General features: G+C 40.4%; 18 protein-coding genes. 11 read left to right on the forward strand and 7 right to left on the reverse strand.

The window, feature by feature from the left end; all coding sequences use genetic code 11:
- Positions 1 to 140 precede the first annotated feature (140 nt).
- From metB to ppc, 5 genes are all read left to right on the forward strand, one after another.
- Positions 141 to 1,301: a cystathionine gamma-synthase gene (metB, locus tag AACQ49_RS14135; protein ID WP_161779125.1), complete on the forward strand. Its 1,161-nt coding sequence runs from the start codon at positions 141 to 143 to the stop codon at positions 1,299 to 1,301.
- 9 nt (positions 1,302 to 1,310) lie between these two features.
- Positions 1,311 to 3,749, forward strand: coding sequence for a bifunctional aspartate kinase/homoserine dehydrogenase II (locus AACQ49_RS14140; protein ID WP_004249705.1), 2,439 nt, complete (start codon positions 1,311 to 1,313; stop codon positions 3,747 to 3,749).
- A gap of 122 nt (positions 3,750 to 3,871) precedes the next feature.
- Positions 3,872 to 4,390, forward strand: coding sequence for a TIGR00645 family protein (locus tag AACQ49_RS14145; protein WP_004246405.1), 519 nt, complete (start codon positions 3,872 to 3,874; stop codon positions 4,388 to 4,390).
- Positions 4,391 to 4,468: 78 nt separating this feature from the next.
- On the forward strand, positions 4,469 to 4,630 hold the full coding sequence (locus tag AACQ49_RS14150) for a hypothetical protein (RefSeq protein WP_004246404.1): 162 nt from the start codon (positions 4,469 to 4,471) through the stop codon (positions 4,628 to 4,630).
- 472 nt (positions 4,631 to 5,102) lie between these two features.
- A complete protein-coding gene (ppc, locus tag AACQ49_RS14155) occupies positions 5,103 to 7,739 on the forward strand; it encodes a phosphoenolpyruvate carboxylase (protein ID WP_004246402.1) in 2,637 nt (878 codons plus the stop codon).
- Between the two features lie 61 nt (positions 7,740 to 7,800).
- Here the strand turns inward: ppc and AACQ49_RS14160 are convergent, their stop codons facing one another.
- The 3 genes from AACQ49_RS14160 to proP are packed head-to-tail and all read right to left on the reverse strand — an operon-like array spanning position 7,801 to position 11,767.
- Positions 7,801 to 8,784 carry a glycosyltransferase gene (locus AACQ49_RS14160; RefSeq protein WP_049210413.1) on the reverse strand — a complete coding sequence of 328 codons (984 nt, stop codon included), beginning with the start codon at positions 8,782 to 8,784 and terminating at the stop codon, positions 7,801 to 7,803.
- Positions 8,785 to 8,823: 39 nt separating this feature from the next.
- Complete coding sequence (gene phrB, locus AACQ49_RS14165) at positions 8,824 to 10,254, reverse strand: deoxyribodipyrimidine photo-lyase (RefSeq protein WP_049199257.1); 1,431 nt, start codon at positions 10,252 to 10,254, stop codon at positions 8,824 to 8,826.
- A 10-nt stretch (positions 10,255 to 10,264) separates the two neighbouring features.
- Positions 10,265 to 11,767 carry a glycine betaine/L-proline transporter ProP gene (gene proP / locus AACQ49_RS14170; RefSeq protein ID WP_004246398.1) on the reverse strand — a complete coding sequence of 501 codons (1,503 nt, stop codon included), beginning with the start codon at positions 11,765 to 11,767 and terminating at the stop codon, positions 10,265 to 10,267.
- 769 nt (positions 11,768 to 12,536) lie between these two features.
- Between proP and AACQ49_RS14175 the strand changes: the two genes are divergently transcribed.
- Positions 12,537 to 13,550: a LysR substrate-binding domain-containing protein gene (locus tag AACQ49_RS14175; RefSeq protein ID WP_004246397.1), complete on the forward strand. Its 1,014-nt coding sequence runs from the start codon at positions 12,537 to 12,539 to the stop codon at positions 13,548 to 13,550.
- Between the two features lie 75 nt (positions 13,551 to 13,625).
- Here the strand turns inward: AACQ49_RS14175 and AACQ49_RS14180 are convergent, their stop codons facing one another.
- From AACQ49_RS14180 to AACQ49_RS14190, 3 genes are read right to left on the reverse strand one after another with little or no spacing between them, the layout of a single operon-like run.
- Positions 13,626 to 14,807, reverse strand: coding sequence for a M20 metallopeptidase family protein (locus AACQ49_RS14180; protein WP_161779126.1), 1,182 nt, complete (start codon positions 14,805 to 14,807; stop codon positions 13,626 to 13,628).
- Positions 14,807 to 15,256: a hypothetical protein gene (locus tag AACQ49_RS14185; protein ID WP_004246394.1), complete on the reverse strand. Its 450-nt coding sequence runs from the start codon at positions 15,254 to 15,256 to the stop codon at positions 14,807 to 14,809. Before AACQ49_RS14185 ends, AACQ49_RS14180 begins: the two co-directional genes overlap by 1 nt.
- The gene (locus tag AACQ49_RS14190) at positions 15,253 to 16,074 is read right to left on the reverse strand and encodes a DUF3100 domain-containing protein (protein WP_004246392.1); all 822 of its coding nucleotides are present in this window, start codon (positions 16,072 to 16,074) and stop codon (positions 15,253 to 15,255) included. Before AACQ49_RS14190 ends, AACQ49_RS14185 begins: the two co-directional genes overlap by 4 nt.
- Positions 16,075 to 16,638: 564 nt before the next feature.
- Here AACQ49_RS14190 and poxB point away from each other — a divergent pair.
- Positions 16,639 to 18,363: a ubiquinone-dependent pyruvate dehydrogenase gene (gene poxB, locus AACQ49_RS14195; RefSeq protein WP_004246391.1), complete on the forward strand. Its 1,725-nt coding sequence runs from the start codon at positions 16,639 to 16,641 to the stop codon at positions 18,361 to 18,363.
- Between the two features lie 91 nt (positions 18,364 to 18,454).
- Here poxB and argE read toward each other — a convergent pair whose 3' ends face one another.
- Positions 18,455 to 19,618 (reverse strand): acetylornithine deacetylase, encoded by a 1,164-nt coding sequence (gene argE, locus AACQ49_RS14200; protein WP_004249893.1) that lies wholly within the window; start codon positions 19,616 to 19,618, stop codon positions 18,455 to 18,457.
- Positions 19,619 to 19,718: 100 nt separating this feature from the next.
- Here argE and argC point away from each other — a divergent pair, with 100 nt between their 5' ends.
- The 4 genes from argC to argH all read left to right on the forward strand — a co-directional run bounded on the left by argC (position 19,719) and on the right by argH (position 24,268).
- On the forward strand, positions 19,719 to 20,723 hold the full coding sequence (gene argC, locus AACQ49_RS14205) for an N-acetyl-gamma-glutamyl-phosphate reductase (protein WP_049219373.1): 1,005 nt from the start codon (positions 19,719 to 19,721) through the stop codon (positions 20,721 to 20,723).
- A gap of 20 nt (positions 20,724 to 20,743) precedes the next feature.
- The gene (gene argB / locus AACQ49_RS14210) at positions 20,744 to 21,517 is read left to right on the forward strand and encodes an acetylglutamate kinase (protein WP_060554987.1); all 774 of its coding nucleotides are present in this window, start codon (positions 20,744 to 20,746) and stop codon (positions 21,515 to 21,517) included.
- A gap of 64 nt (positions 21,518 to 21,581) precedes the next feature.
- A complete protein-coding gene (locus tag AACQ49_RS14215) occupies positions 21,582 to 22,793 on the forward strand; it encodes an argininosuccinate synthase (RefSeq protein ID WP_004246387.1) in 1,212 nt (403 codons plus the stop codon).
- 92 nt (positions 22,794 to 22,885) lie between these two features.
- Complete coding sequence (gene argH, locus AACQ49_RS14220) at positions 22,886 to 24,268, forward strand: argininosuccinate lyase (protein ID WP_161779127.1); 1,383 nt, start codon at positions 22,886 to 22,888, stop codon at positions 24,266 to 24,268.
- The last annotated feature ends 43 nt before the right edge of the window (positions 24,269 to 24,311 follow it).

Below are 24,311 nucleotides of genomic sequence, written 5' to 3' on the forward strand. Positions count from 1 at the left end.
GATATCCTTAATATTTATATTATTCCATTTGTTGGTCTATCCGTAAAGGAGTTTAGATGTCTAGATGTATTGACGTCTTGGTGTCTAATTGGATATGCTGTAAGCGACTTTTCCACTTAGCGCTGTAACAAGGTGTCTGTATGACGAAGAAAACCGCAACCATTGCCATTCACAATGGGCTTAATGAAGATAAGCAATATGGCTGTGTTGTACCGCCAATCTATCTTTCTAGCACCTATAATTTCTTAGCATTTAATCAACCTCGTGAACATGATTACTCTCGTCGGGGCAATCCCTCGCGCGATATGGTGCAAAATGCATTAGCAGAGCTTGAAGGTGGGGTGGGAGCGGTTGTTACTAGCAGTGGGATGTCAGCAATTCATTTAATTTGTACGGCTTTTTTAAAACCGGGTGATGTCATTGTGGCGCCCCATGATTGTTATGGGGGCAGTTATCGTCTGTTTAATAGTCAGCAGCAACGTGGTGCTTATCGTGTGGTATTTGTTGATCAAAACGATGAGCAAGCGTTACAACAGGCGTTGGCATTAGCACCAAAAATAGTATTTATTGAAACACCCAGTAATCCACTATTGCGCATCACTGATATTGAGAAAATAAGCCAATTAGCTCACCAAGTTGGGGCGTTGGTGGTGGCGGATAACACCTTTATGAGCCCGGTATTGCAAAAGCCATTGGCTTTAGGGGCTGATTTAGTGGTGCATTCTTGCACTAAGTATCTTAATGGGCATTCTGATCTTGTCGCGGGTGTTGTGATTAGTCAGTGTAGGAAACAGCTTGAGGATTTAAGCTGGTGGGCAAATAATATTGGTGTTACTGCTGGGGCGTTTGATAGTTATTTGTTATTACGAGGGATCAGAACCTTAGTACCACGAATTCGATTACAACAAGAAAATACTCAAGCATTGGTGGATTATCTACAAACACAACCCTTAGTGGATAAAATTTATTATCCAGCACTAGAACATCATGTCGGTCACGTGATAGCGAAAAAACAGCAACAAGGTTTTGGTGCGATGTTAAGTTTTGAGTTAAAAGGGGGTATTGAGGCAATTAAATCCTTTTTATCTCATTTAACACTCTTTACACTGGCAGAGTCTTTAGGTGGTGTAGAAACATTAATTTGTCATCCGGCGACCATGACACACGCAGGAATGTCTGAAGAAGCGAGAAAAACCGCTGGGATCAGTAACGCTTTATTGCGCATTTCCGTGGGGATTGAGGATAGTCTGGATCTCATCAACGATTTACAAAATGCGTTTAATGCAGCAACGAAAAGGTAACCATGGATCATGAGCGTAGTGGCGATTAAACAACAGGCGCAACCAACTTGCCGTCAGTTACATAAATTCGGTGGTAGCAGTCTTGCAGACATAAAATGTTATCAGCGAGTCGTGAATATCATGACAAATTATAGCCAACCTAATGATTTAATGGTGGTTTCTGCAGCAGGCTCGACAACAAATCAGCTGATTAACTGGTTAAAACTGAGTCAAAGTGATCGTATTTCTGCCCATCAAGCTCAGCAAGAATTACGTCGTTATCAGCTATCCTTGATTGAAGGACTATTATCAAAAGAGCATGCACAAGCTCTTTCACAGGCCTTTATTGCTGATTTAGAAAGACTAAGTTACTTACTTGATAAGCCGATAACGGATGCAACTTATGCTGAAGTCGTTGGTCATGGTGAAATTTGGTCAGCGAGATTAATGGCAAGCTTATTAACGGAGCAGGGTTTACCTAGTGTGTGGTTAGATGCGCGAGAATTTTTATGTGCAGAGCGCGCCGCACAGCCTCAAGTTAATGAAGCCTTATCGCGTCCTTTGTTACAATCACTGCTGGCTAAATATCCTCAATGTCGCTTTGTGGTAACGGGTTTTATTAGTCGTAATCAACAGGGTGAGACGGTGCTATTAGGCCGTAATGGTAGTGACTACTCAGCGACCCAAGTAGGTGCTTTAGCGGATGTGGGTAAAGTGACCATTTGGAGTGATGTTGCAGGGGTTTATAGTGCCGATCCCCGAAAAGTGAAAGATGCTTGTTTGCTACCGTTATTACGTTTAGATGAGGCGAGCGAGCTGGCAAGATTAGCAGCACCCGTTTTACATACACGCACACTACAACCCGTCTCAGGGAGCAATATCGATTTACAATTACGTTGCAGTTACCAACCAGAGCAGGGTTCAACTCGAATTGAACGGGTATTAGCATCAGGCACAGGGGCAAAAATTGTCACTAGCCATGATGATGTTTGTTTAATCGAGCTTCAATTAGCCGCACATCAAAATTTTGAACAAATCGCTAAAGAAGTGGATGCATTACTTCAGCGGGTACAAATTCGTCCACTGGCAACAGGTATTGATAGAGATAGTCAGTTGCTACAGTTATGTTATACCAGTGAAGTCGCTAATAGTGCGTTAGATGTTCTGCAAGATGCGGCCTTACCGGGTAAATTACATCTGCGAGAAGGCTTTTCTCTTGTTGCTTTAGTTGGCGCCGGGGTATGTAAAAATCCACTCCATTGCCACCGTTTCTACCAACAACTTAAAGATCAACCGGTAGAGTTTATTTGGCACGCGGAAGATAACATCAGTTTAGTTGCGGTATTACGTAACTATACGGCTTCATTATTGCAAGGTTTACATCAAACATTATTCAGGGCAGAAAAACAGATTGGTTTAGTGCTGTTTGGTAAAGGGAATATTGGCTCACGTTGGTTAGAGCTGTTTGCTCGTGAACAGGAGCCATTATCTGCGCGTAGTGATTTTGAATTTATTCTGGCGGGGGTGGTAGATAGCCGTCGCAGCCTACTAGATCACCAAGGTATTGATCCTAGTCGCGCACTGGCCTTTTTTGATGATGAAGCAACAGTGCATAGTGAAGAGTCGCTTCATTTATGGATGAGATCGCATCCTTTTGATGATTTAGTGGTGGTCGATATTACTGCTAATGAAGAGCTTGCCGCCTGCTATGAAGATTTTGCCAGCTATGGTTTTCATGTGATTAGTGCGAATAAAATCGCTGGCTCAGCATCAAGTTTACGCTATCGCGCAACTCGTGATGCCTTCTCTAAAACAGGACGCCACTGGTTATATAATGCGACAGTTGGTGCGGGATTACCTATTAATCATACGGTACGTGATCTACGTGAAAGCGGTGATACGATTTTATCTATTAGTGGTATTTTCTCCGGCACATTGTCATGGCTATTTTTACAATTTGATGGCAGCGTACCTTTTAGTGATTTGGTAGAGCAAGCATGGCAACAAGGCCTAACCGAGCCTGATCCGCGTATCGACTTATCAGGACAAGATGTGATGCGCAAATTGATTATTTTAGCCCGTGAAGCTGGCTATGATATTGAACCTGAGCAAGTCCGTGTTGAATCGCTGGTTCCTGCTCAAGCGCAAAGTGGATCATTAGAAGCCTTCTTTGAAAATAGCAGTGTGATTAATGAACAAATGGCACAACGTTTAGCGGCTGCCAATGAGATGGATATGGTACTGCGTTATATTGCGCGGTTTGATGCTAACGGCAAAGCGAAGGTTGGGGTTGAAGCGGTGAGAAAAGATCACCCTCTGGCATCACTATTACCGGGGGATAACCTATTTGCTATTGAAAGCCGTTGGTATCGTGATAACCCATTAGTCATTAGAGGTCCTGGTGCTGGACGTGATGTGACTGCGGGGGCTATTCAGTCTGATCTCAATCGCCTTTCTCAACTATTGTAAAAGACTATTTTCTTTTTAATCAAAACTATCAGTGATTTTTTTATTGCTGATAGTTTTCTGTGTATTTTTTTCTCTTCTATACTGAAAAAGATGATTATTAATTGTGTAGATAGAGAGGAAATATGAATAGAATTGTTGAAAAATGGATGTATCGCTCTCGTTGGTTATTTGCACCTGTCTATATTGGCTTATCTCTTGGATTGTTGGCATTAACGATTAAGTTTTTTCAGTCAATGTACGAGATCTTACCCAATATATTTGCCTTATCTGAAGCTGATTTAGTTTTACGTTTATTATCGCTAATTGATTTGGCATTAGTGGGGGGGTTATTGATAATGGTTATTTTCTCAGGTTATGAGAATTTTATTACCAATATGGAAATCGAAGGCGCGAAGGATAAACTCTCTTGGTTAGGTAACATGGATGCAGAATCGCTGAAAAATAAAGTTGCTGCTTCTATTGTTGCTATCTCTTCTATTCATTTGTTAGGGGTGTTTATGGACTTAAAAAATATCCCTGATAACAAGTTATTATGGTATGTGGTGCTACATCTGACTTTTGTTTTTTCCGCTTTTGTGATGGGCTATTTAGAGAAGATCTCTAAACGAAGTAAGCGAGCAAATAAAGCCAATCAAGGGTGATAAAATGAGAGCTACAGCACGTCGTTATTTTTAACCTTGGCTATACTTAAATCATCTCTAGTCACAAAGGAGCGATTAATGTCAAAAATTGAAAAACATGTTGATCAGCTAAAAGATAAAGCGACGGAGGTGAAGCATCGGACAGAAGAAAAATTATCTGAAGTTGCCCACGATTTAAAACATGGTGCATCTGATCTTAAAGAAAACGTAGAAAAAAAGATTGATTCATTGAAAAAGTGAATGTGCTATTTGTTAACACAAGGCGCTGCATAGTCAGCGCCTTTTCTATTTAAGGGGTATCGATAGGGTGAAGTTGGAGAAAAAACACCAGACAATTTATCAATATTAAAAAAATTCATCTAAATTTTTCGCCAGATAAATTTTCACTTATTTCCCCCTTTCTAGTAAAAAACGCTTCTTAGACGATAAGAAACAAAAAAATGTCCTTATTATGGTTAATATTGAGCAAAAACAACGTCGATATTAGCCATTCTTATAACACTAAAGCCGTAATTAAATTTCAGAAAATTCCCCCAAAACGCTTATTTTCTGATATGAATAGTAGGCTATAAGTAAAAAGCAGTGTGGCTTATCACAAAAATCACAATAAAGTCACATAAAAAATGAAAATTAATTACACAACTGGAAGGACATGACTTTTTCTTAGTAAAAAGTATGTTGTTACCGACACAAAGCCAAGGTCAGGAGTCTTATGAATCAACAATATTCTGCTATGCGTAGTAATGTCAGCATGCTTGGCAAACTACTCGGCGACACGATAAAAGAGGCACTCGGTGAAGAAATTTTAGATAAAGTGGAATCTATCCGAAAGTTATCTAAGTCATCACGAGCAGGTAATGAAGTTCAGCGACAAAAGCTACTATTAACCTTACAAAATCTCTCTAATGATGAGTTATTACCTGTTGCTAGAGCATTCAACCAATTCTTAAACCTGACTAATGTAGCAGAGCAATACCATAGCATTTCTCCTCATGGCGAGGCGGCAAGTAATCCTGTGGCATTGGCTAAATTAATTGAACGGCTGAAAGATAAAAACTTTACTAATCAGCAACTCAAACAAGCCGTTGAACAAATTTCGATTGAATTAGTCTTAACGGCTCATCCAACGGAAATTGCTCGCCGTACGCTTATTCATAAGCTAGTGGAAGTCAATACTTGCTTATCTCAGCTTGATCATGATGATCTTGCCGATTATGAACGTACCAATATTATGCGCCGTTTACGCCAATTGGTTGCGCAATCGTGGCATACCGATGAGATCAGAAAAATTCGCCCAACCCCTATTGATGAAGCGAAATGGGGCTTTGCGGTGGTCGAAAATAGCTTATGGGAAGGTGTGCCTGCTTTCTTACGTGAATTTAATGAACAGTTAGAAGAGTCTATTGACTACAATTTACCGGTAGAAGCTTCTCCTATTCGCTTTACTTCATGGATGGGGGGAGATCGTGATGGTAACCCAAATGTTACCGCTGAAATTACCCGTCATGCATTATTACTTAGTCGCTGGAAAGCCGCCGATCTATTTTTAAATGATATTCAGGTGCTCGTTTCTGAGCTGTCTATGACAGAAAGCACACCAGAATTACGTGAATTAGCGGGCGGTGCCGATGTTGCCGAGCCTTATCGTGAAATAGCCAAACAATTGCGCACTCGCTTACAAGTGACTCGTGATTATTTAGAACAACGTATCAAAGGTCAGCAATCATTACCTCCTGAAGGCTTACTGATTGATAATTCAGCACTTTGGGAACCTTTATATGCTTGTTACCAATCACTGCATCAGTGTGGTATGCGCATTATTGCCAATGGACAGTTATTAGATACTTTGCGCCGTATCCGTTGTTTTGGATTACAACTGGTGCGACTCGATATTCGCCAAGAAAGCACTAATCATACCGAAGCGCTGTCTGAATTAACGCAATATTTAGAGCTTGGTGATTATGCTAGTTGGTCTGAAGAGCAAAAACAGACGTTTTTACTGACAGAACTTAACTCTAAACGCCCATTGATCCCTACTCATTGGCAACCGAGTGAAGCAACTAAAGAGGTATTTGAAACCTGTCGGGTAATTGCTGAGTCACCAAAAGATTCTATTGCTTCTTATGTGATTTCCATGGCGAAAGTCCCTTCGGATGTATTAGCCGTTAAACTATTACTAAAAGAAGCTGGGGCAGATATTCGTTTACCAGTAGCACCATTATTTGAAACGTTAGAAGACTTAAATAACGCAGAAAGTGTGATGACCCGTCTGTTTGATATTCCGTGGTATCGCGATTTAATTGATAACAAACAGATGGTAATGATTGGTTATTCTGACTCAGCGAAAGATGCGGGTGTGATGGCAGCATCGTGGGCGCAATATCGAGCACAGGATGCTTTAATTAAGTTATGTGAGAAATCTGGCGTGACATTAACGTTATTTCATGGCCGTGGAGGCACTATCGGCCGTGGAGGTGCGCCGGCACATGCTGCATTATTATCACAACCACCGGGTAGTTTAAAAGGTGGATTGCGGGTGACAGAGCAAGGGGAGATGATCCGCTTTAAATTTGGCTTACCGCAAGTGACTATCAGTAGTCTGGCTCACTATGCTGGTGCGATTTTAGAAGCTAATTTATTACCTCCTCCAGAGCCAAAAACAGCTTGGATTGAGGTTATGGATGCTTTATCTGATGTATCTTGCGAGATGTATCGTGGCTATGTCAGAGGCGAAAAAGATTTTGTGCCTTATTTCCGTGCAGCGACGCCAGAAGGTGAATTAGGTAAATTACCATTAGGCTCTCGACCTGCTAAACGCCGTCCAACAGGAGGCGTTGAAACATTGCGTGCTATTCCGTGGATCTTCGCTTGGACTCAGAACCGTTTAATGTTACCCGCATGGTTAGGAGCCGGTGCTGCTTTACAGCATGAGATAGATAACGGAAAACAAGCCGTATTGGATGATATGTGTGAGAATTGGCCTTTCTTTAATACTCGTATTGCTATGCTAGAGATGGTGTATGCAAAAGCGGATCTATGGCTTGCGGAGTATTACGATCAGCGTTTAGTCGAAGAAAATTTATGGCCATTAGGAGCGAAATTACGTCAACAACTCTCTGATGATATTAAGAGTGTATTAGCGATTTCCAAAGATGAGCATTTAATGGCGGACTTACCGTGGGTTGCTGAATCTATCGCATTGCGTAATGTTTATACTGATCCACTTAACGTCTTACAGGCAGAGCTATTGCAACGCTCTCGTACTCATAGCGAGTCTGATCCACGTATTGAACAAGCGTTGATGGTGACTATCGCAGGTATTGCAGCGGGTATGCGTAATACCGGTTAGTGGTCGCAATTGGGTTATTCTATTAGTAAAATAGCGCAGCGCTAAATTTAGCGCTGTTTTTTTATCTTTTTTTCCAACGGTGCCAATAAAGAACGCAATAAACACGGCAAATAAACCAACGTTGATGCCAATTTTGGGCGCCTTTATTAAGGGCTGGAAAGAGGTGATAAGTCCTAAATTGCTGTGCAATGATGGTTTGGTTTTTTGTATCACAGCGTTTACGAAAAAGAATAAAGAAACTGCCAAGTTCACGTAGTGCTTGTTGGCGCAACGCGTTGGCTAATAGTGGTTGATGTTGTTTATCTGCAAGCTGCAAGAGTTGTATAACAATTTGCAAATAACTTTGTGCGCGTTTGGCTTCTTTTTGTGGATTAGGTTTACGCGTAATAGAGTTAGGGTTAGCGCAATAGTAATAAAGAGGTTGATCATCAAAGCCGATACGTTGAGTGACTAGTGCAAGTTGTGTCGTCCACAAAATATCTTCATGATAAAGGCCATCAATAAAGCGTAGGTGATGTTTTTTGATTATTTCGTGGCGAATAAATTGTAACCAAACAAAATGTGGCCATTGATGTTGCGTAACGGCATGGATCACCCACTCTTGACCGCTGATCACTTGTTGATAAGGTTGACGTTGGTGGATGGTAGTTTGATGCTTTTGTGGATTATGTACATCATAGCGTTCACCATTGCCTATTAATACATCGATATGTTGTTCGCAGGCTAATTGATGCCAATGTGCGAGTAATTGAGGTTTAATAAAATCATCGCTATCAAAAAAGACTATCCAATCACCTTGAGCATATTTTAAGCCAGTATTTCTCGCGCTAGATAACCCTTGGTTAGTTTGGTGATAAAGGTGAAAACGATTATCTTGTTGGCAATAGAGCATAGCGATGTCAACACTATTATCCGTTGAGCCATCATTTATAATGATCACTTCAAAGTCGTGAAAGGTTTGGCAAAGTAGGCTCTCTAATAATCGCGTAATGCGAGATGCCTCATTAAACATAGGAACGATAACAGAAATAATCGGTGTTTTCACAATAGCCCGCCAAGGATTGAGAGATAATATCGCGCTATTTTACCTTTTTTTGGCCTCTTCATAAGACGCAATTGCAGTTACTCGTGCTTTGGCGTGATCAACAATTGGCTGTGGATAATCGAGGTAGTGACCTGTTTTGATTGCCCATTCAGAAGGAGTATGGATATCGCGATCTGGGACATCAGCAAGCTCTGGTAGCCAGTGGCGGATAAACTCACCATCAGGATCAAACTTACGTCCTTGGGTGGTCGGATTAAAAATACGAAAATAAGGCACAGCATCAGTGCCTGTTGATGCTGCCCATTGCCAGCCACCATTATTTGATGCGAAATCACCATCAATTAATTGTGACATAAAATAATTTTCCCCCCAGCGCCAATCAATTAATAGATCTTTGACTAAAAAACTTGCCGTCAGCATACGTAAGCGATTGTGCATCCAGCCGGTTTGATTCAGTTGTCGCATCGCGGCATCAATAATAGGAAAGCCTGTTAAGCCTTGTGTCCAAGCGGTAAATTCAGTTTGGTCATTACGCCAGCGAATATTTTCTGTCCATGGTTGAAAAGCTATCTGTTTGGATAAACTCGGGTTAGCAACTATTAAATGTTGATAAAACTCGCGCCAAACTAACTCATTAAACCAAACAAATGCACTGGAATGGTTATTTTCTAAGAAATCAGGCTCTGTTTGGTAAAGGCGATTAAAACATTGGCGCACAGACACTAGGCCTATGGCAAGATAAGGGGATAATTGACTGGTTCCATCAATAGCAGGAATATCTCGCCATTTTGCATAATGTATCACCCTTTCATAGCAGAACTGTTTTAAACGCTGTAACGCTGCTTGTTCGCTTGCTGGGAACATCTTGGTTGATGATATTGGTAGTGCAAAAAGTGGTGCACTTAACGGTGAAACGGCTTTTTGGTGTGCTCTTATTTCGGGGGCTGGTAATGAAGCATTATCTTGCGACAGAAATAGCCGTAAAAATGCGGTTCTAAAAGGAGTAAAGACTTTGTACATCTCTCCTTGTTGGGTCACAACATTCCCCGGTGGCACAAAAACGTTATCGTGGTAACAATAAACCGTGGTGTTATGGGCGAGTAATTCCATTACTTTTTTATCACGGTTTTGCTCATTAAGCGCATATTGATGATTAAAAAATAGCGCAGTGACCTGATGTTGCTGACAATAATCCACAATACTTTGTGCCGCATCAGCATATGTATCACTGATGATAAGTGTCAGTGGAATATTTAATTTAGCTAGCGAATGGGAAAGATTAAGCAATGCATCATGAATAAACGCCTGCTGTGATAAAGCCATATGATGGGCTTTCCACTGTGCAGGCGTGACGGTAAAAATGGCATGCACCTGCGCCTGTGTATTTTGGCAAGCATAAAAGAGCGCTTTATTATCGGTCACTCTTAGATCATGACGGAACCAAACTAAATGAACAGGCGCTGAGTGCATGTAACCTCTCTTAATCTAATTTTGGATGTTGATCGATAAGCGCTTGGCGTTTTTTCTGTAATGCTTCAATTTCCGCTTCGATATCTTCAACACGTTGTTCGATATTGTCATAGTGCTCAGATAAAATCTCTTTCGCTTCTGATTTATCTGATGCTGCCGGTGTTGCTCCACGTAATGGTTTGTTGGCTGTTTCAATCATTTTTATACCCGTTATCAAACCGACAACAGCAACTACCATTAGATAATAGGCGGGCATATATAAATTGCCAGTCGCTTCAACTAACCAAGCCGCTGCAGTTGGTGTGGCACCAGCAATTAATACCGAAATATTAAATGCAATAGCTAAGGCACTATAACGAATATGGGTTGGGAAAATAGCCGGTAAAATAGAGGCCATCACCCCAGTAAAACAGTTTAATAAAACCGCAAGAATTAATAATCCTAAGAAAATTAAGCCGATTTCATCACTGTTAATCATCATAAAGGCCGGATATGCCAATATAAACAGTCCAACGCTACCCCCGATAACAAAAGGTTTACGACCAATCTTATCACTCAGTAATCCAATCACAGGCTGAACAAATAGCATCCCTATCATAATCGCGATGATGATCAAGACCCCATGATCGGCGGAATAATTTAAGTTATGGGATAAATAACTTGGCATATAGGTTAGCAGCATGTAGTAGGTGACGTTGGTCGCAATCACTAAGCCCACACATACCGTTAAACTTTTCCAATACTTGGAAGCGATTTCTCGTAATGAAACACGTGGCGGATTTTCGATAGATTTACGATCATCGCTGTTCATTTCATCAACATGTTGTTGGAATGCCGGGGTTTCTTCTAAGGCATGACGTAAATATAAGCCAATCAGACCTAAAGGTAATGCCAAGAAGAATGGAATACGCCATCCCCACTCATGGAATGCAGCTTCACCCATAATAGTTGAGATAAGGACTACAACACCCGCCCCCATAACGAAGCCGGCAATAGAGCCGAAATCTAACCAGCTTCCCATAAAGCCCCGTTTACGGTCTGGTGAATATTCGGCAACGAAAATCGCCGCACCTGAGTACTCACCACCAATTGAGAAACCTTGGGCTAGTTTTGCTAATAACAGTAAGACGGGTGCCCATATTCCAATGGTGTCATACCCAGGAATAAGACCGATAGCAAAAGTACTTAATGCCATAATTATGATGGTGACAGATAAGACTTTTTGTCGTCCAAACTTATCCCCCAACATACCAAATACAACCCCACCTAATGGTCTAACAAGGAATGGGACTGAGAATGTCGCAAGTGCTGCGATCATTTGTACGCCAGGTGATGCACCAGGGAAAAACACTTGACCTAATACATAAGCCAAGAAGCCATATACACCAAAATCAAACCACTCCATTGCATTACCTAACGCTGCCGCAGTAATGGCTTTTTTAAGTTTGCTATCATCAATAATGGTTATATCATTGATTCTTAATGGTTTGTTTCTTTTTTTCTTCAATTTCATATTAAGTGACCTTTCAATTAAGGTATTAGTAAATTGTTGTTATTCAATTAATAATTAAACGAAATGAAGTGACTATTTTATAGCGAGAAAAGAGAGTGGTAATAATTCACTAAAAAACAGTTTACTTCTACATAGTTAAATAGTGAGGGTGAACTAATAGCTTATGGAACACTTATTAAGTATAGATGAGGTTAAATGAAAGATTAGGGATTTTTTGTCGTTGTTTTGATATAACAAAACGAAGCCTCTAAGTAAAAAATGTGACCTATATCATAGCTGAATATGACTTTTGTGTAAAATCCATGATGTTAATGGTTGTAAATTTGAATTAAGTTAGATGAAGATGGCGATAAAAAGCTAATAGTAAATATTATTATATAACAATGGGTTATGTTGGATTTTTATTTTTTGATTAGAAATAATATATTGATAGTCAAATTATGCATAATAAATAGTTAATATCTGCTTTAATGTGGATGAAATCATCTATTATTCGTTGTGCTAAAACACAGAAATAAAAACAGTCATTGCTAGATTTGGTGCAGTCACTTTTCTATTCTAGCAAATAGATAAGGTAAGCCAGTGGATAATTAAGTAGATATCACTATTCTTATTAAGAGAGCAAAAAGAGAGGAGATGTCATAATATCCACTAGGCATAAGAGCAGATAATTTGAGTAATGACATTGTAGTATAAATATTAACAATAATTATTTTTATAAAATCAATAATTAACGGCATGCTTGTGCCAATTAACCCAGGTACTCCTCATGAATATTAATCAACTGAAAAGCTTTGTTGAAGTAGTGCGAAATGACTTTAACATTACGAATGCGGCAGAGAAACTCTATACCTCACAACCAACGATTAGTAAGCAACTTAAGATATTAGAAGACGAACTTAGTGTTTCTTTATTCGTCCGTAAAAATAATAATTTATTAGCACTTAGTCCTATGGGGAAAGAGGTCCATAAAATAGCTAGCGATATTCTTGGACAGGTTGATAAAATTAAAAGTATTGTGGCAGAAGAAGATCGTAATAAAAAAGTAGATTTGCACATTGCCACAACACATACGCAAATACGTTACTCCTTACCCAACGTCATTGATCATTTTCGCCGCTATTACCCTAATATTTCACTCCATTTTCACCAAGGTGCTCCTGCTCAGTTAGCAGAAATGGTAAAAAATGGCGATGTCGATTTTGCGATTGCCACAGAATCGATGCATTTATATGAAGATTTAATTACTTTGCCTTGCTATCGCTGGACTCGCAGTTTATTAGTACCTTATGATCACCCTCTTGCATCATTACCTGATGATCAACAGGTTACCATTGAACAACTTGGCCAATATCCCCTTATTACCTATGTGTTTGGTTTCACTCGAGGCTCTAAACTCGATAAAGTGTTTTATAAAAACCATCTTAAACCTCAAGTGGCATTGACGGCGACAGATACCGAAATTATTAAATATTATGTCAAGCGCCACCTTGGGATTGGTGTGATTGCCACGGTTGCTTATGATGAAATAGAAGATAGCCAAGCATTAAAGTGCATCAATATTGATCACTTAGTACAGCCCAGTTATACACATATATGCCTAAGTAAACATACGCATATGAAAGATTATATGCATGAGTTTATTTCACTCTATGCTCCGCATATTGATAGAAATATTATTCAGATGCCAGAGCAGTGGGAAACCCAGTGGCATAGCAAAGAAGTGTATCAGGGGTTACCTGATCTGATTTCGGTAAATAGCAAAGAGAAAATAATAGAATAAATCTTCAGTTAAGATGAGGGACTAAAAAGCCCGTTTTTGCGGGGGCAAAAAACGGGCTTAGGGCAGAATAAGTAATTATTTGCGAGTTAGCAGATTAACAAAAATCTGTGCACCCACTAATAAGCAATCATCATCAACAAAATAAGGATTAGCATGAAGGTAGTTATTGATACCTTTAGCTTGATTACCACTGCCTAAAAAGAACATTGCGCCAACTTTACCTTTAGTGGCATTCACCATATAGCTAAAGTCTTCACTACCCGTCATTGGTTTACCGTTAGATTCGATATTCTCTTCTGGTAAAAATTGGCGAGTGGCTTCTAGTAAACGCTGATAAGCCGTAGGATGGTTAATAACAGCAGGGTAGCCTGTCGCTGTTAATGTTGTTTTAAATCCACCCGCTGTACTGCGCGCTACGATTTCATTAAAGCTTTCTTTTAATACTTTGTCGGTATTTTCATCCATAGAGCGGATAGTACCACGGGCTTGAACGTGATCTGCTAACGCATTAGGAATAGTACCGCCATTGATCATGCCGCAACCAAATACCGCAGGGCTAAAGGGATCAGTTTTTTTGGCAACCACATAATCCATATAATCAATTAAGCGAGTTGCTTCACGAATAGCATCTAAACCTTTATGCGGTGTAGATCCGTGCGCAGAAACACCATAAACATCTAATGTCCATGCTGAGCCGTAAGATGACATGACACCATCATTAAAACGTACACAACCGGTTTCGATAGCTGCATCATTATGTAGTGCGTAAGTTTCATCAACGCCTTCCATGCAACCTAACTCAACCATTTTGTCAGCACCAGGAACACGCATATCCTCTTCTGCCATTTGGAAAATAAAACGCACATTAGCGTCCATTTCTGCTTGGTTTTCAGCAAGGTATTTAGCGGCCGTTAATGCAATGGTCATATGAGTATCGTGACCACAATTATGTGCACAACCTTGATGGATAGAGCTGTGTTCGTTGTTCGTTAAGTCTGGCATTTCTAATCCATCCATATCTGCACGGATGGCAATCAGTGGAAAATCAGCATTAACAATTAAATCGGCAGTAAATCCAGTATAGCCATCAAAGGTTTTAATTTGATAGCCAAAGCTTTCCATCAATTCACGGCAATACTTTGATGTTTTATATTCTTCACCTGATAACTCAGGAATTTTGTGCAGATCTTGTCGTGTTTTTTTACTAAAGTCATTTAATTGAAAGAGTTTTTCACTGACATTATAAATATTATTCATTAGATAACTCCCTGGATAGTAAATCCAATTTGTGCGACGATTGATGCGCCGAAGAAACAGCAGGTAGAAACAATCATGAAAATAAGGATCACTTTCCATGACATTTTCTTCAGTTCTTCTAATTGGCCACCAACGGATAAACCAGCAAATGCTAATAAAGGTACACAACAAGATAAGAAAGAGACTTTACCAATAGAACTAATAAAAAACTCTCTTACAGGTGTTTCAGGTAAACAAATAAGTATCCCGATAATAGTTGCATAAGCAAATGTTGGTAGAGATGAAGGTAAATATTGTTTAGCAACGAGTGAAATAAAAACCACTACAGACATAGCAATAAAGCTATCCCACATTGCATAAATAGCAATCCCTGATGTTAACGTTTGAGTAAACATTGCCAGTAAAATAGCAACGAATACTAATTTCATATCTATAATTATATTTTTCATGCAGTTTTGCCTCTGGTGAAAACTTTATAAATTTTTTCTGAAAGAGGTAAACCTAAATAGGTTAATGAGAGTGCGCCAAGTGCAGAAGATAATAAGTTAGATGCAGCCGCAACACTTAATACTTGTTGTGCTAAAGCTTCGTCTAAACCGTTAATTAATGCCCCTGATGCAGCACTTAACATTGAACCTGAACCTACGCCGGAGCCTGCTGCTAGAGCAAGTGGGTGTAAGCCTGTTAATGGTGCAAGACTACCTAATACGCTAAACCATAAAGTCCCGATAACAGAACCACATAAGTAAATAGCTAATACACCAATATATTCTTGTGAGCCAGTCCCAAATCTACCTTGAATAACGGCGATAGAAGGTTCTCGACTAATAGATGAACATGCACCAATTGCACGGCGACCAAAACCAAATTTAATGGCTAATGGTACGGCAATTAATACTGGTAATAAGTTTCCTAGCTCTTGAACAAATAAAGGAATACCGACACTTAAAATCATTTTTATATTTGGGACGATCATGCCAGCATATTGCGTACCTAAAATAAGTAGGCTGAAACCTACCATTTTACCGCAGAAGCCTTCTTCTTTTTCTGTAAATAATTTACCCCAAACTTTAATTTTTTTGCGGGTAAATCCAGCCGACATAAACATACCAATAATAACTGCAAATAACATTGGTAGAATAGGAATGACTGCAATACCAATCTTAATTTCTTTTTTACCAATCACATATTGTGAAATAAAAATTAAGAAAAGGACTGCCAGAATACTAATAAAGAAAACCTTTATCGGACTTCTACTTTTGTCCATCCGTTAATCTCCGTAGAAAAATAAACAGGCTTTATTCTAGAGGACAAAAAGCAAAAGGTAGCGTGACCAATGTCATGTTTACTTCATACCTCTTTTTCATGGGACATGAAATAAAATAATAGTAATAAATTTATTAACAATTTGAGTTAACTGAAATTATTGAGGAAAGACAGAGAGTAAGGCTGAAATGTGTCAGCTATATTGTTAAATAAAATGATAGTAGAAAAAGAGCAATTAAAAATTAGTTTAATTATTAAAATAATCCTATAAGTTTATTTTGTCTAGCACTTGATGATTTTAATACAATATAAATGAGATAGATTCTTATTTAATGCGAAATGAGTCATAAAAGCGATAAGTGCGTTTATCAATAGTATTATTTTTTATAGTTAATTTCCTTTATTAATTGACCTATCTACCGTGACAATCAATCAAGAGATGTTATTCTTAATATTTGATTTAATAACACGGTATTCTCTATATGATGTGGTAAAAGAGTCGGTTGTTATATCTGGGGCAGCATGTAGAGAGATTACCCACTAAAATAAAAAGGAAATGCGTCACATGAGTAAGCAAACAGTTGCAACCTATATTGCTAAAGTGCTCCATAATGCAGGTGTGAAACGTATTTGGGGGGTGACGGGCGATTCATTGAATGGATTAAGTGATAGCTTGCGCAAAATGGGTACCATTGAATGGATGGGCACACGCCATGAAGAAGTCGCGGCTTTTGCCGCCGGAGCAGAAGCGGCTATCAATGGTGAATTAGCCGTTTGTGCCGGCTCCTGCGGACCAGGTAACTTACACTTAATTAATGGACTTTTTGATTGTCATCGTAATCATGTTCCCGTATTAGCGATTGCCGCTCATATTCCCTCTGCTGAAATTGGTAGTAATTACTTTCAAGAAACTCATCCTCAAGAGTTATTTCGTGAATGTAGTCACTATTGTGAATTAGTCTCTAATCCCGATCAGATCCCACAAATTCTGGCTATCGCTATGCGCACCGCTATTTTGAAAAAGGGTGTTGCGGTGGTGGTATTACCCGGTGATGTAGCGTTAAAACCCGCTCCAGAAGATGCCCATGAAAATTGGTATCCACTACAATCACCACTGATTATGCCGAATCGTTTTGAAATCGAAAAACTGTCTGAGGCACTGAATAACGCTAAAAATATCACCTTAATGTGTGGTGCCGGTTGTGCTCAAGCACATGATGAAGTGGTGAAACTAGCACAAACCTTAAAAGCCCCTGTTGTGCATGCATTACGTGGTAAAGAGTATCTTGAGTGGAATAACCCATGTAGCGTGGGAATGACGGGTCTTATCGGTTTTTCATCGGGTTATCACGCGATGGAGAATGCCGATACTTTAGTGCTGTTAGGTACTCAATTCCCTTATCGCGCTTTCTATCCTGCCAAAGCTAATATTATTCAAATTGACCTTAATCCAAGTAGCATTGGCTCACATTGCCATGTGGATATGGCTTTTGTTGGAGATGTCAAAGCAACCCTTAATGCATTACAACCGCGATTAAAAGAGAAAACAGATACCGCACATCTTGATGCCTCGTTAAAACATTATGCTAAAGCACGCAAAGATTTAGATGCATTGGCTCAACCTAGTGAGCGTGAGTTGATCCACCCTCAGTATTTAGCACGTCGATTAAGTGAATTAGCCAACGATGATGCGGTATTTACCTGTGATGTTGGCACGCCAACAGTTTGGGCAGCACGTTACGTGAAAATGAATGGTAAACGTCGTTTAATTGGTTCATTTAACCATGGCTCAATGGCGAATGCGATGGCGCAAGCTATTGGTATTCAAGCACTGGACAGAAAACGTCAAGTTGTGGCGATGTGCGGTGACGGTGGTTTTACCATGTTAATGGGTGATTTCATCTCATTGGCTCAAATGAACTTACCGGTGAAAGTGGTGATTTTTAATAACAGCGTATTAGGTTTTGTGGCGATGGAAATGAAAGCGGGGGGCTATTTGACTGATGGCACCGATTTACATAATCCTGATTTTGCCGCTATTGCCAATGCGGCGGGAATTAAAGGTATTCGCGTTGAGAAAGGCGAAGATCTTGATGAAGCATTAAAAACAGCCTTTGAACATGATGGCCCTGTTATTGTGGATGTGGTAACCGCAAAACAAGAACTTTCCATGCCTCCGGAAATTAAATTTGAGCAGGCCAAAGGTTTTAGCTTGTATATGATGAAAGCGATTATTAATGGTCGTGGCGATGAAATAGTGCAATTAGCGAAAACCAACTGGTTGCGCTAATCATTAAACGCATAATCGTTATATTGCGAGTTGCAGGGGCTAATCGCCTACCTGCAACTTGCATTTCAACATAAGTCGATAGGATTTTTTATTATTTCGCTTTCTCTGCTAAACAAAAGTTTTCAATTAATTGCCCCATTAATTCACGAGTTGGCTCAATAAAAGCCATATCAATAAACTCATCAGGCTGGTGGGCTTGTTCAATGGAGCCAGGACCAAGCACTAGCGTAGGGCATAGCGCTTGAATAAAAGGTGCTTCGGTACAGTAATTAACAGTTTGCGCTTTCTCACCCAGTAGTTTTTCAATCACGGCAACCATTTTATGATCGGTCGGACACTCGTAGCCGGGAATAGGCTCGTGCAATGCTTCGACACTTAAACGTCCCGGCCAGCGCGCTTTTACCGGGGCTAATGTTTCGTGCAGCAGATCATCAAGATCTTGCAGCGTTAATCCCGGTAATGGGCGAATATCCATATGTAATTCACAGCAAGCACAAATTCTATTAGCAGCATCACCACCGTTAATATAACCAAAGTTCATGGTGGGATAGGGAATAACAAACGCCGGATTGTTATAACGGGTTTTTAATCTATCGCGCAGTGTACTGAGATGGGTGATAGATTCATGCATTAACTCAATAGCGTTGACACCTTTTTCCGGATCACTAGAGTGACCGGATTGCCCAGTAATACGGATAGCATTAGATAAATGCCCTTTGTGAGCACGTATTGGTTGTAATGAGGTGGGTTCGCCAATAATAGCAAAATCAGGACGAATAGCGGTATTAGCGGCAAAATAACGTGCACCAGCCATCGACGTTTCTTCATCTGCTGTAGCAAGAATATACAGAGGATGTGTGAGTTGAGAGGTATCTATATCTCGCAATGCATCAATAATAAAGGCAAAAAAGCCTTTCATATCTGCCGTACCTAAACCATATAACTTGCCTTCTTTTTCCGTTAGGGTAAAGGGATCTTGAGTCCAACGCCCTTCATCAAATGGCACCGTATCCGTATGTCCACAGAGTAATAACCCGCCGGTTCCACTGCCAAGGGTAGCAAGTAGGTTAAATTTCCCTCTGGTTTCAGGTACTGGTTGTATTTCAATTGAAAAACCGAGTGTTTCCAACCAATTAGCCAACAGATTAATCAGTGCCTCGTTACTTTGGTCTGTCTTAGCATCTGTTGCACTAATTGAGGGTGTTGCAATTAATTGTCGATAAAGCTCAATAAATGTAGGTAATTTAATATTCACTGTTGACAGCCTTTCTTCATAATAGTATCAATATTCATGCACTTTTTTTGAATAAAAATACATTAATCGGTTTGTGTTCATAGTACAAGGTAAGAATGACATGTTAAATACTCTGATTGTAGGAGCAAGTGGTTACACCGGTGCTGAATTAGCAGCCTATCTTCAGCAGCATCCCCATGTGAATTTGAGCAGACTGATGGTATCCGCTCAAAGTGTAGATGCAGGGAAGTGCTTTTCTGAGCTTTACCCACAATATCGTGGCTTAGTTGATTTGCCACTTGAGCCTATGGTCGATATTGCTAATGCCGCTGAAAATATCGATATCGTTTTTTTAGCCACCGCACATGAAGTCAGTCATGACATTGCCCCTATTTTTCTCGCTCAGGGGTGTGTGGTGTTCGATTTATCCGGCGCCTACCGAGTACAAAATAAGCATTTCTACCAACAATACTATGGATTCGAGCATAAGAATACTGATTGGTTATCACAGGCGGTTTATGGTCTTGCCGAATGGAACGCTGATCAGATTAGTCAGGCTCAACTTATTGCTGTGCCGGGTTGTTATCCCACCGTTTCTCAGCTGTCGTTAAAGCCATTAGTTGAAGCGGGATTATTAGACAGCACTCACTGGCCTGTTATCAATGCCACCAGCGGTGTAAGTGGCGCAGGCAGAAAAGCGTCTTTAACAAACAGCTTTTGTGAAGTGAGTTTACAACCTTACGGTGTTTTTACGCATCGTCACCAACCGGAAATTGCTACTCACCTTGGCATTGATGTCATTTTTACTCCTCATCTTGGTAATTTTGCTAGGGGGATCTTGGCCACTATCACCTGTAAGTTAAAACAAGGTGTCACAGAAAATGAGGTAAGGCAGGCATTTGAAACAGCGTATCAAGGCCAACCGTTGGTGCGTGTGTATGACAAAGGTCTACCTGCATTAAAAGCCGTTGTCGGTACCGCCTTTTGTGATATCGGGTTAGCACAACAAGGTGAGCATTTAATTATTGTCGGTGCGGAAGATAACTTATTAAAAGGGGCCGCAGCACAAGCGGTGCAATGTATGAACATTCGGTTCGGTTTTGCACCAACCGAAACACTTATCTAAATAATGAGTAGGGACGTTTTATGGAACCATTAATTATCAAACTAGGCGGTGTACTGCTAGATAACGAAAAAGCGTTAACACGTTTTTTTACAGCACTACAAGAATATCGTACTAGTCATAGTCGTCCATTAGTGATTGTTCATGGTGGTGGCTGTTTGGTTGATTCTCTGATGAAAAAGCTGCAATTGCCCGTTGTTAAAAAACAAGGCCTACGAGTTACCCCCGCCGATCAAATTGACATTATTACTGGCGCGTTGGCAGGAAGTGCCAATAAAACATTGCTGTCATGGGCCACACGCTTTGGTTTAAATGGTGTCGGACTTTGTTTGGGCGATGGTCAATTAGCCAAAGTAACAAAAATTAGTGATGAACTAGGTCATGTGGGAAATGCTGAACCTGGCTCTCCTGAGTTATTAAATCTATTACTGAATGCAGGGTATCTTCCGATTATTAGTTCTATAGGTGTGAGTATCCAAGGTGAACTGATGAATGTTAATGCTGACCAAGCGGCAACAGCGATTGCTGAAACCTTAGGAGCAGATTTGGTGTTGCTCTCAGATGTAAGTGGCATTTTGGATGGCAAAGGACAAAAACTCACAGAAATATCTGCCACAAAAGCGCAAGCATTAATCGACCAAGGCATTATCACCGACGGCATGATTGTTAAAGTTAATGCTGCGTTAGAAGCGGCAAGAACGCTTAGACGTCCTGTTGAAATAGCCAGTTGGCGTCACGCGGAAAAACTGACTGATTTATTTAATGGTATGGCGATCGGGACACGTATTTTAGCTTAAACACAACCACATAACGCTTTGTATATTGGCGAAATAAACACAATTGAGAATAAAGGTTATCACTATGACGAAAGGTATTAAAAAAATTGTACTGGCATATTCAGGTGGTCTAGACACATCGGCTATCATCCCTTGGTTAAAAGAGCATTATGACAATTGCGAGGTGGTTGCGTTTGTTGCTGATGTGGGACAAAGTCGTGAAGATCTGGAAGGCGTAGAACAAAAAGCATTGGCGTCAGGGGCCAGTGAATGCTATGTGGTTGATTTACGAGAAGAGTTTATTAAAGACTATGTGTATCCAGTATTAAAAACAGGGGCATTATATGAAGGGAGCTATTTGTTAGGCACTTCAATGGCACGTCCTGTGATTGCGAAAGCACAAGTTGAATTGGCATTAAAACTCGGGGCTGATGCCTTGGCGCATGGCGCAACAGGTAAAGGTAATGACCAAGTTCGTTTTGAAAGTACTTATACCGCACTGGCACCGCAACTTAAAGTGGTTGCACCTTGGAGAGAGTGGGACTTGCGCTCCCGTGAAGCCCTACTGGATTATCTAAAAGTTCGTCATATTCCAACCACGGCGACACTTGAGAAAATTTATAGTCGTGATGAAAACGCATGGCATATCTCAACAGAAGGCGGAGTGTTAGAAAGTCCATGGAATGCTTCTAATGAAGATTGCTGGGCATGGACGGTAGATCCGAAAAAAGCCCCTGATACACCTGAACAGGTTTCTGTAACGGTAAAAGCAGGTGAAGTGGTTGCTATCAATGGCAAAGCTCAATCCCCTTATGAGTGTTTAGCTACATTAAATACGCTAGGCGTAAAACACGGTATTGGTCGTATTGATATTGTGGAAAATCGTCTGGTCGGTATGAAATCTCGCGGTTGCTATGAAACCCCGGGAGGCACCATTATGATGGCGGCACTGCGTGGTGTTGAGCAACTGGTTTTGGATAGAGATGCTTTTAAATGGCGTCAACAGTTGGGTTTAGAGATGTCTTATGTTGTTTATGACGGTCGTTGGTTTACGCCAATTCGGGCTTCATTACAAGCTGCCGCTGACTCGCTGGCAACAGAGGTAAATGGCGAAGTGGTGTTAGAGCTTTATAAAGGCCATGTGAATGCTATTCAGAAAAAATCTGACAACAGCCTCTACTCGGAAGAGTTCGCCACCTTTGGTGAAGATGAAGTCTATGATCACAGCCATGCAGAAGGGTTTATCCGCCTATACTCTTTGCCATCACGTATTCGGGCATTAAGTAAAAAGAAATAAGGTGAGACCAAGAAGAGTGATGTGACAAAAGGCATCACTCTCTACATTTTTATCAAGCATGACTTTTAACAAAGACAAAATAGGATGTGATTATGGCACTTTGGGGTGGACGTTTTAGTCAGCAAGCTGATCAACGGTTTAAACAATTCAATGATTCACTGCGGTTTGACTATCGACTCGCACAACAAGATATCTTTGGTTCAGTAGCTTGGTCTAAAGCGTTAGTCACAGTAGGTGTCTTATCGCAGGATGAACAAGCTCAACTTGAACAGGCACTTTATGAACTGTCTGAGGAAGTAACAGCTAATCCTCATTCTATTTTACAAAGTGATGCGGAAGATATTCATAGTTGGGTAGAGAGCAAACTGATTGCCAAAGTGGGTGATTTAGGTAAGAAGTTGCACACTGGACGTAGCCGTAATGATCAGGTCGCGACAGATTTAAAATTGTGGTGTAAAGAAGAAGTCGCCCATTTACGTCAGGCTATTATTGAATTACAAAAGGCGTTAGTGGTAACCGCTGAGCAAAATCAACATGCTGTGATGCCCGGTTATACTCATTTACAACGTGCTCAACCCGTCACTTTTGCGCATTGGTGTTTAGCTTATAAAGAGATGTTAGCAAGAGATGAGAGTCGTTTAGCGGATGCATTAACGCGTTTAGATGTAAGTCCACTGGGTAGTGGCGCTTTGGCGGGTACCGCTTATGATATTGATCGTGAACAATTAGCCCAATGGTTGGGTTTTGCCAGTGCAACAAACAATAGTTTAGATAGCGTATCAGATAGAGATCATGTGTTAGAGCTATTATCTGCGGCCGCTATTGGTATGGTGCATCTTTCTCGTTTTGCTGAAGATTTGATTTTCTTTAATAGTGGGGAAGCAGGTTTTATTGAGCTTTCAGATAAAGTCACTTCTGGCTCTTCATTAATGCCACAGAAGAAAAATCCTGATGCATTAGAACTTATTCGTGGTAAGTGCGGGCGTGTACAAGGGGCATTAACCGCAATGATGATGACCCTAAAAGGGTTGCCTCTTGCTTATAATAAAGATATGCAAGAAGACAAAGAAGGGCTGTTTGATGCCGTTGATACTTGGTCTGATTGTTTGCATATGGCAACATTAGTGCTTGATGGGTTGCAGGTTCGCCGTCCTCGTTGTGAAGAGGCCGCAAAACAAGGTTATGCCAATGCGACAGAGCTTGCTGATTATTTAGTCGCAAAAGGGGTGCCATTTCGCCAAGCTCACCATATTGTCGGTGAAGTTGTTGTTAGTGCAATTGAGCAAGGTAAAGCGCTTGAAGAGTTGGCGCTATCTGAATTACAGAAGTTTAGTAGCAAAATTACCGTTGAAGTTTACGAGATCCTTTCATTGCAATCTTGTTTAGATAAACGATTAGCAAAAGGTGGAGTATCTCAACAGCAGGTTTCTTATGCCATTACTGAGGCCAAAAAACAGTTTAATATGGATGAGTAGTTTTATCCCATTGTATAACTGACAGATTATTCAAAAAAAGCAG

Origin of the sequence: Proteus sp. G2675, assembly GCF_963886535.1 — a bacterium.
GTDB classification, from domain to species: domain Bacteria; phylum Pseudomonadota; class Gammaproteobacteria; order Enterobacterales; family Enterobacteriaceae; genus Proteus; species Proteus mirabilis.

What these genes read in the sequence shown, in the direction of transcription:
- AACQ49_RS14175 (WP_004246397.1), top strand. Translation starts at nt 12,537, where the DNA reads ATGAATATTAATCAACTGAAAAGCTTTGTTGAAGTAGTGCGAAATGAC.
- AACQ49_RS14185 (WP_004246394.1), bottom strand. Translation starts at nt 15,256, where the DNA reads ATGAAAAATATAATTATAGATATGAAATTAGTATTCGTTGCTATTTTA.
- poxB (WP_004246391.1), top strand. Translation starts at nt 16,639, where the DNA reads ATGAGTAAGCAAACAGTTGCAACCTATATTGCTAAAGTGCTCCATAAT.
- argC (WP_049219373.1), top strand. Translation starts at nt 19,719, where the DNA reads ATGTTAAATACTCTGATTGTAGGAGCAAGTGGTTACACCGGTGCTGAA.
- phrB (WP_049199257.1), bottom strand. Translation starts at nt 10,254, where the DNA reads ATGCACTCAGCGCCTGTTCATTTAGTTTGGTTCCGTCATGATCTAAGA.
- AACQ49_RS14215 (WP_004246387.1), top strand. Translation starts at nt 21,582, where the DNA reads ATGACGAAAGGTATTAAAAAAATTGTACTGGCATATTCAGGTGGTCTA.
- argB (WP_060554987.1), top strand. Translation starts at nt 20,744, where the DNA reads ATGGAACCATTAATTATCAAACTAGGCGGTGTACTGCTAGATAACGAA.
- AACQ49_RS14140 (WP_004249705.1), top strand. Translation starts at nt 1,311, where the DNA reads ATGAGCGTAGTGGCGATTAAACAACAGGCGCAACCAACTTGCCGTCAG.
- AACQ49_RS14180 (WP_161779126.1), bottom strand. Translation starts at nt 14,807, where the DNA reads ATGAATAATATTTATAATGTCAGTGAAAAACTCTTTCAATTAAATGAC.
- ppc (WP_004246402.1), top strand. Translation starts at nt 5,103, where the DNA reads ATGAATCAACAATATTCTGCTATGCGTAGTAATGTCAGCATGCTTGGC.
- AACQ49_RS14150 (WP_004246404.1), top strand. Translation starts at nt 4,469, where the DNA reads ATGTCAAAAATTGAAAAACATGTTGATCAGCTAAAAGATAAAGCGACG.
- argH (WP_161779127.1), top strand. Translation starts at nt 22,886, where the DNA reads ATGGCACTTTGGGGTGGACGTTTTAGTCAGCAAGCTGATCAACGGTTT.
- AACQ49_RS14145 (WP_004246405.1), top strand. Translation starts at nt 3,872, where the DNA reads ATGAATAGAATTGTTGAAAAATGGATGTATCGCTCTCGTTGGTTATTT.
- proP (WP_004246398.1), bottom strand. Translation starts at nt 11,767, where the DNA reads ATGAAATTGAAGAAAAAAAGAAACAAACCATTAAGAATCAATGATATA.
- AACQ49_RS14190 (WP_004246392.1), bottom strand. Translation starts at nt 16,074, where the DNA reads ATGGACAAAAGTAGAAGTCCGATAAAGGTTTTCTTTATTAGTATTCTG.
- metB (WP_161779125.1), top strand. Translation starts at nt 141, where the DNA reads ATGACGAAGAAAACCGCAACCATTGCCATTCACAATGGGCTTAATGAA.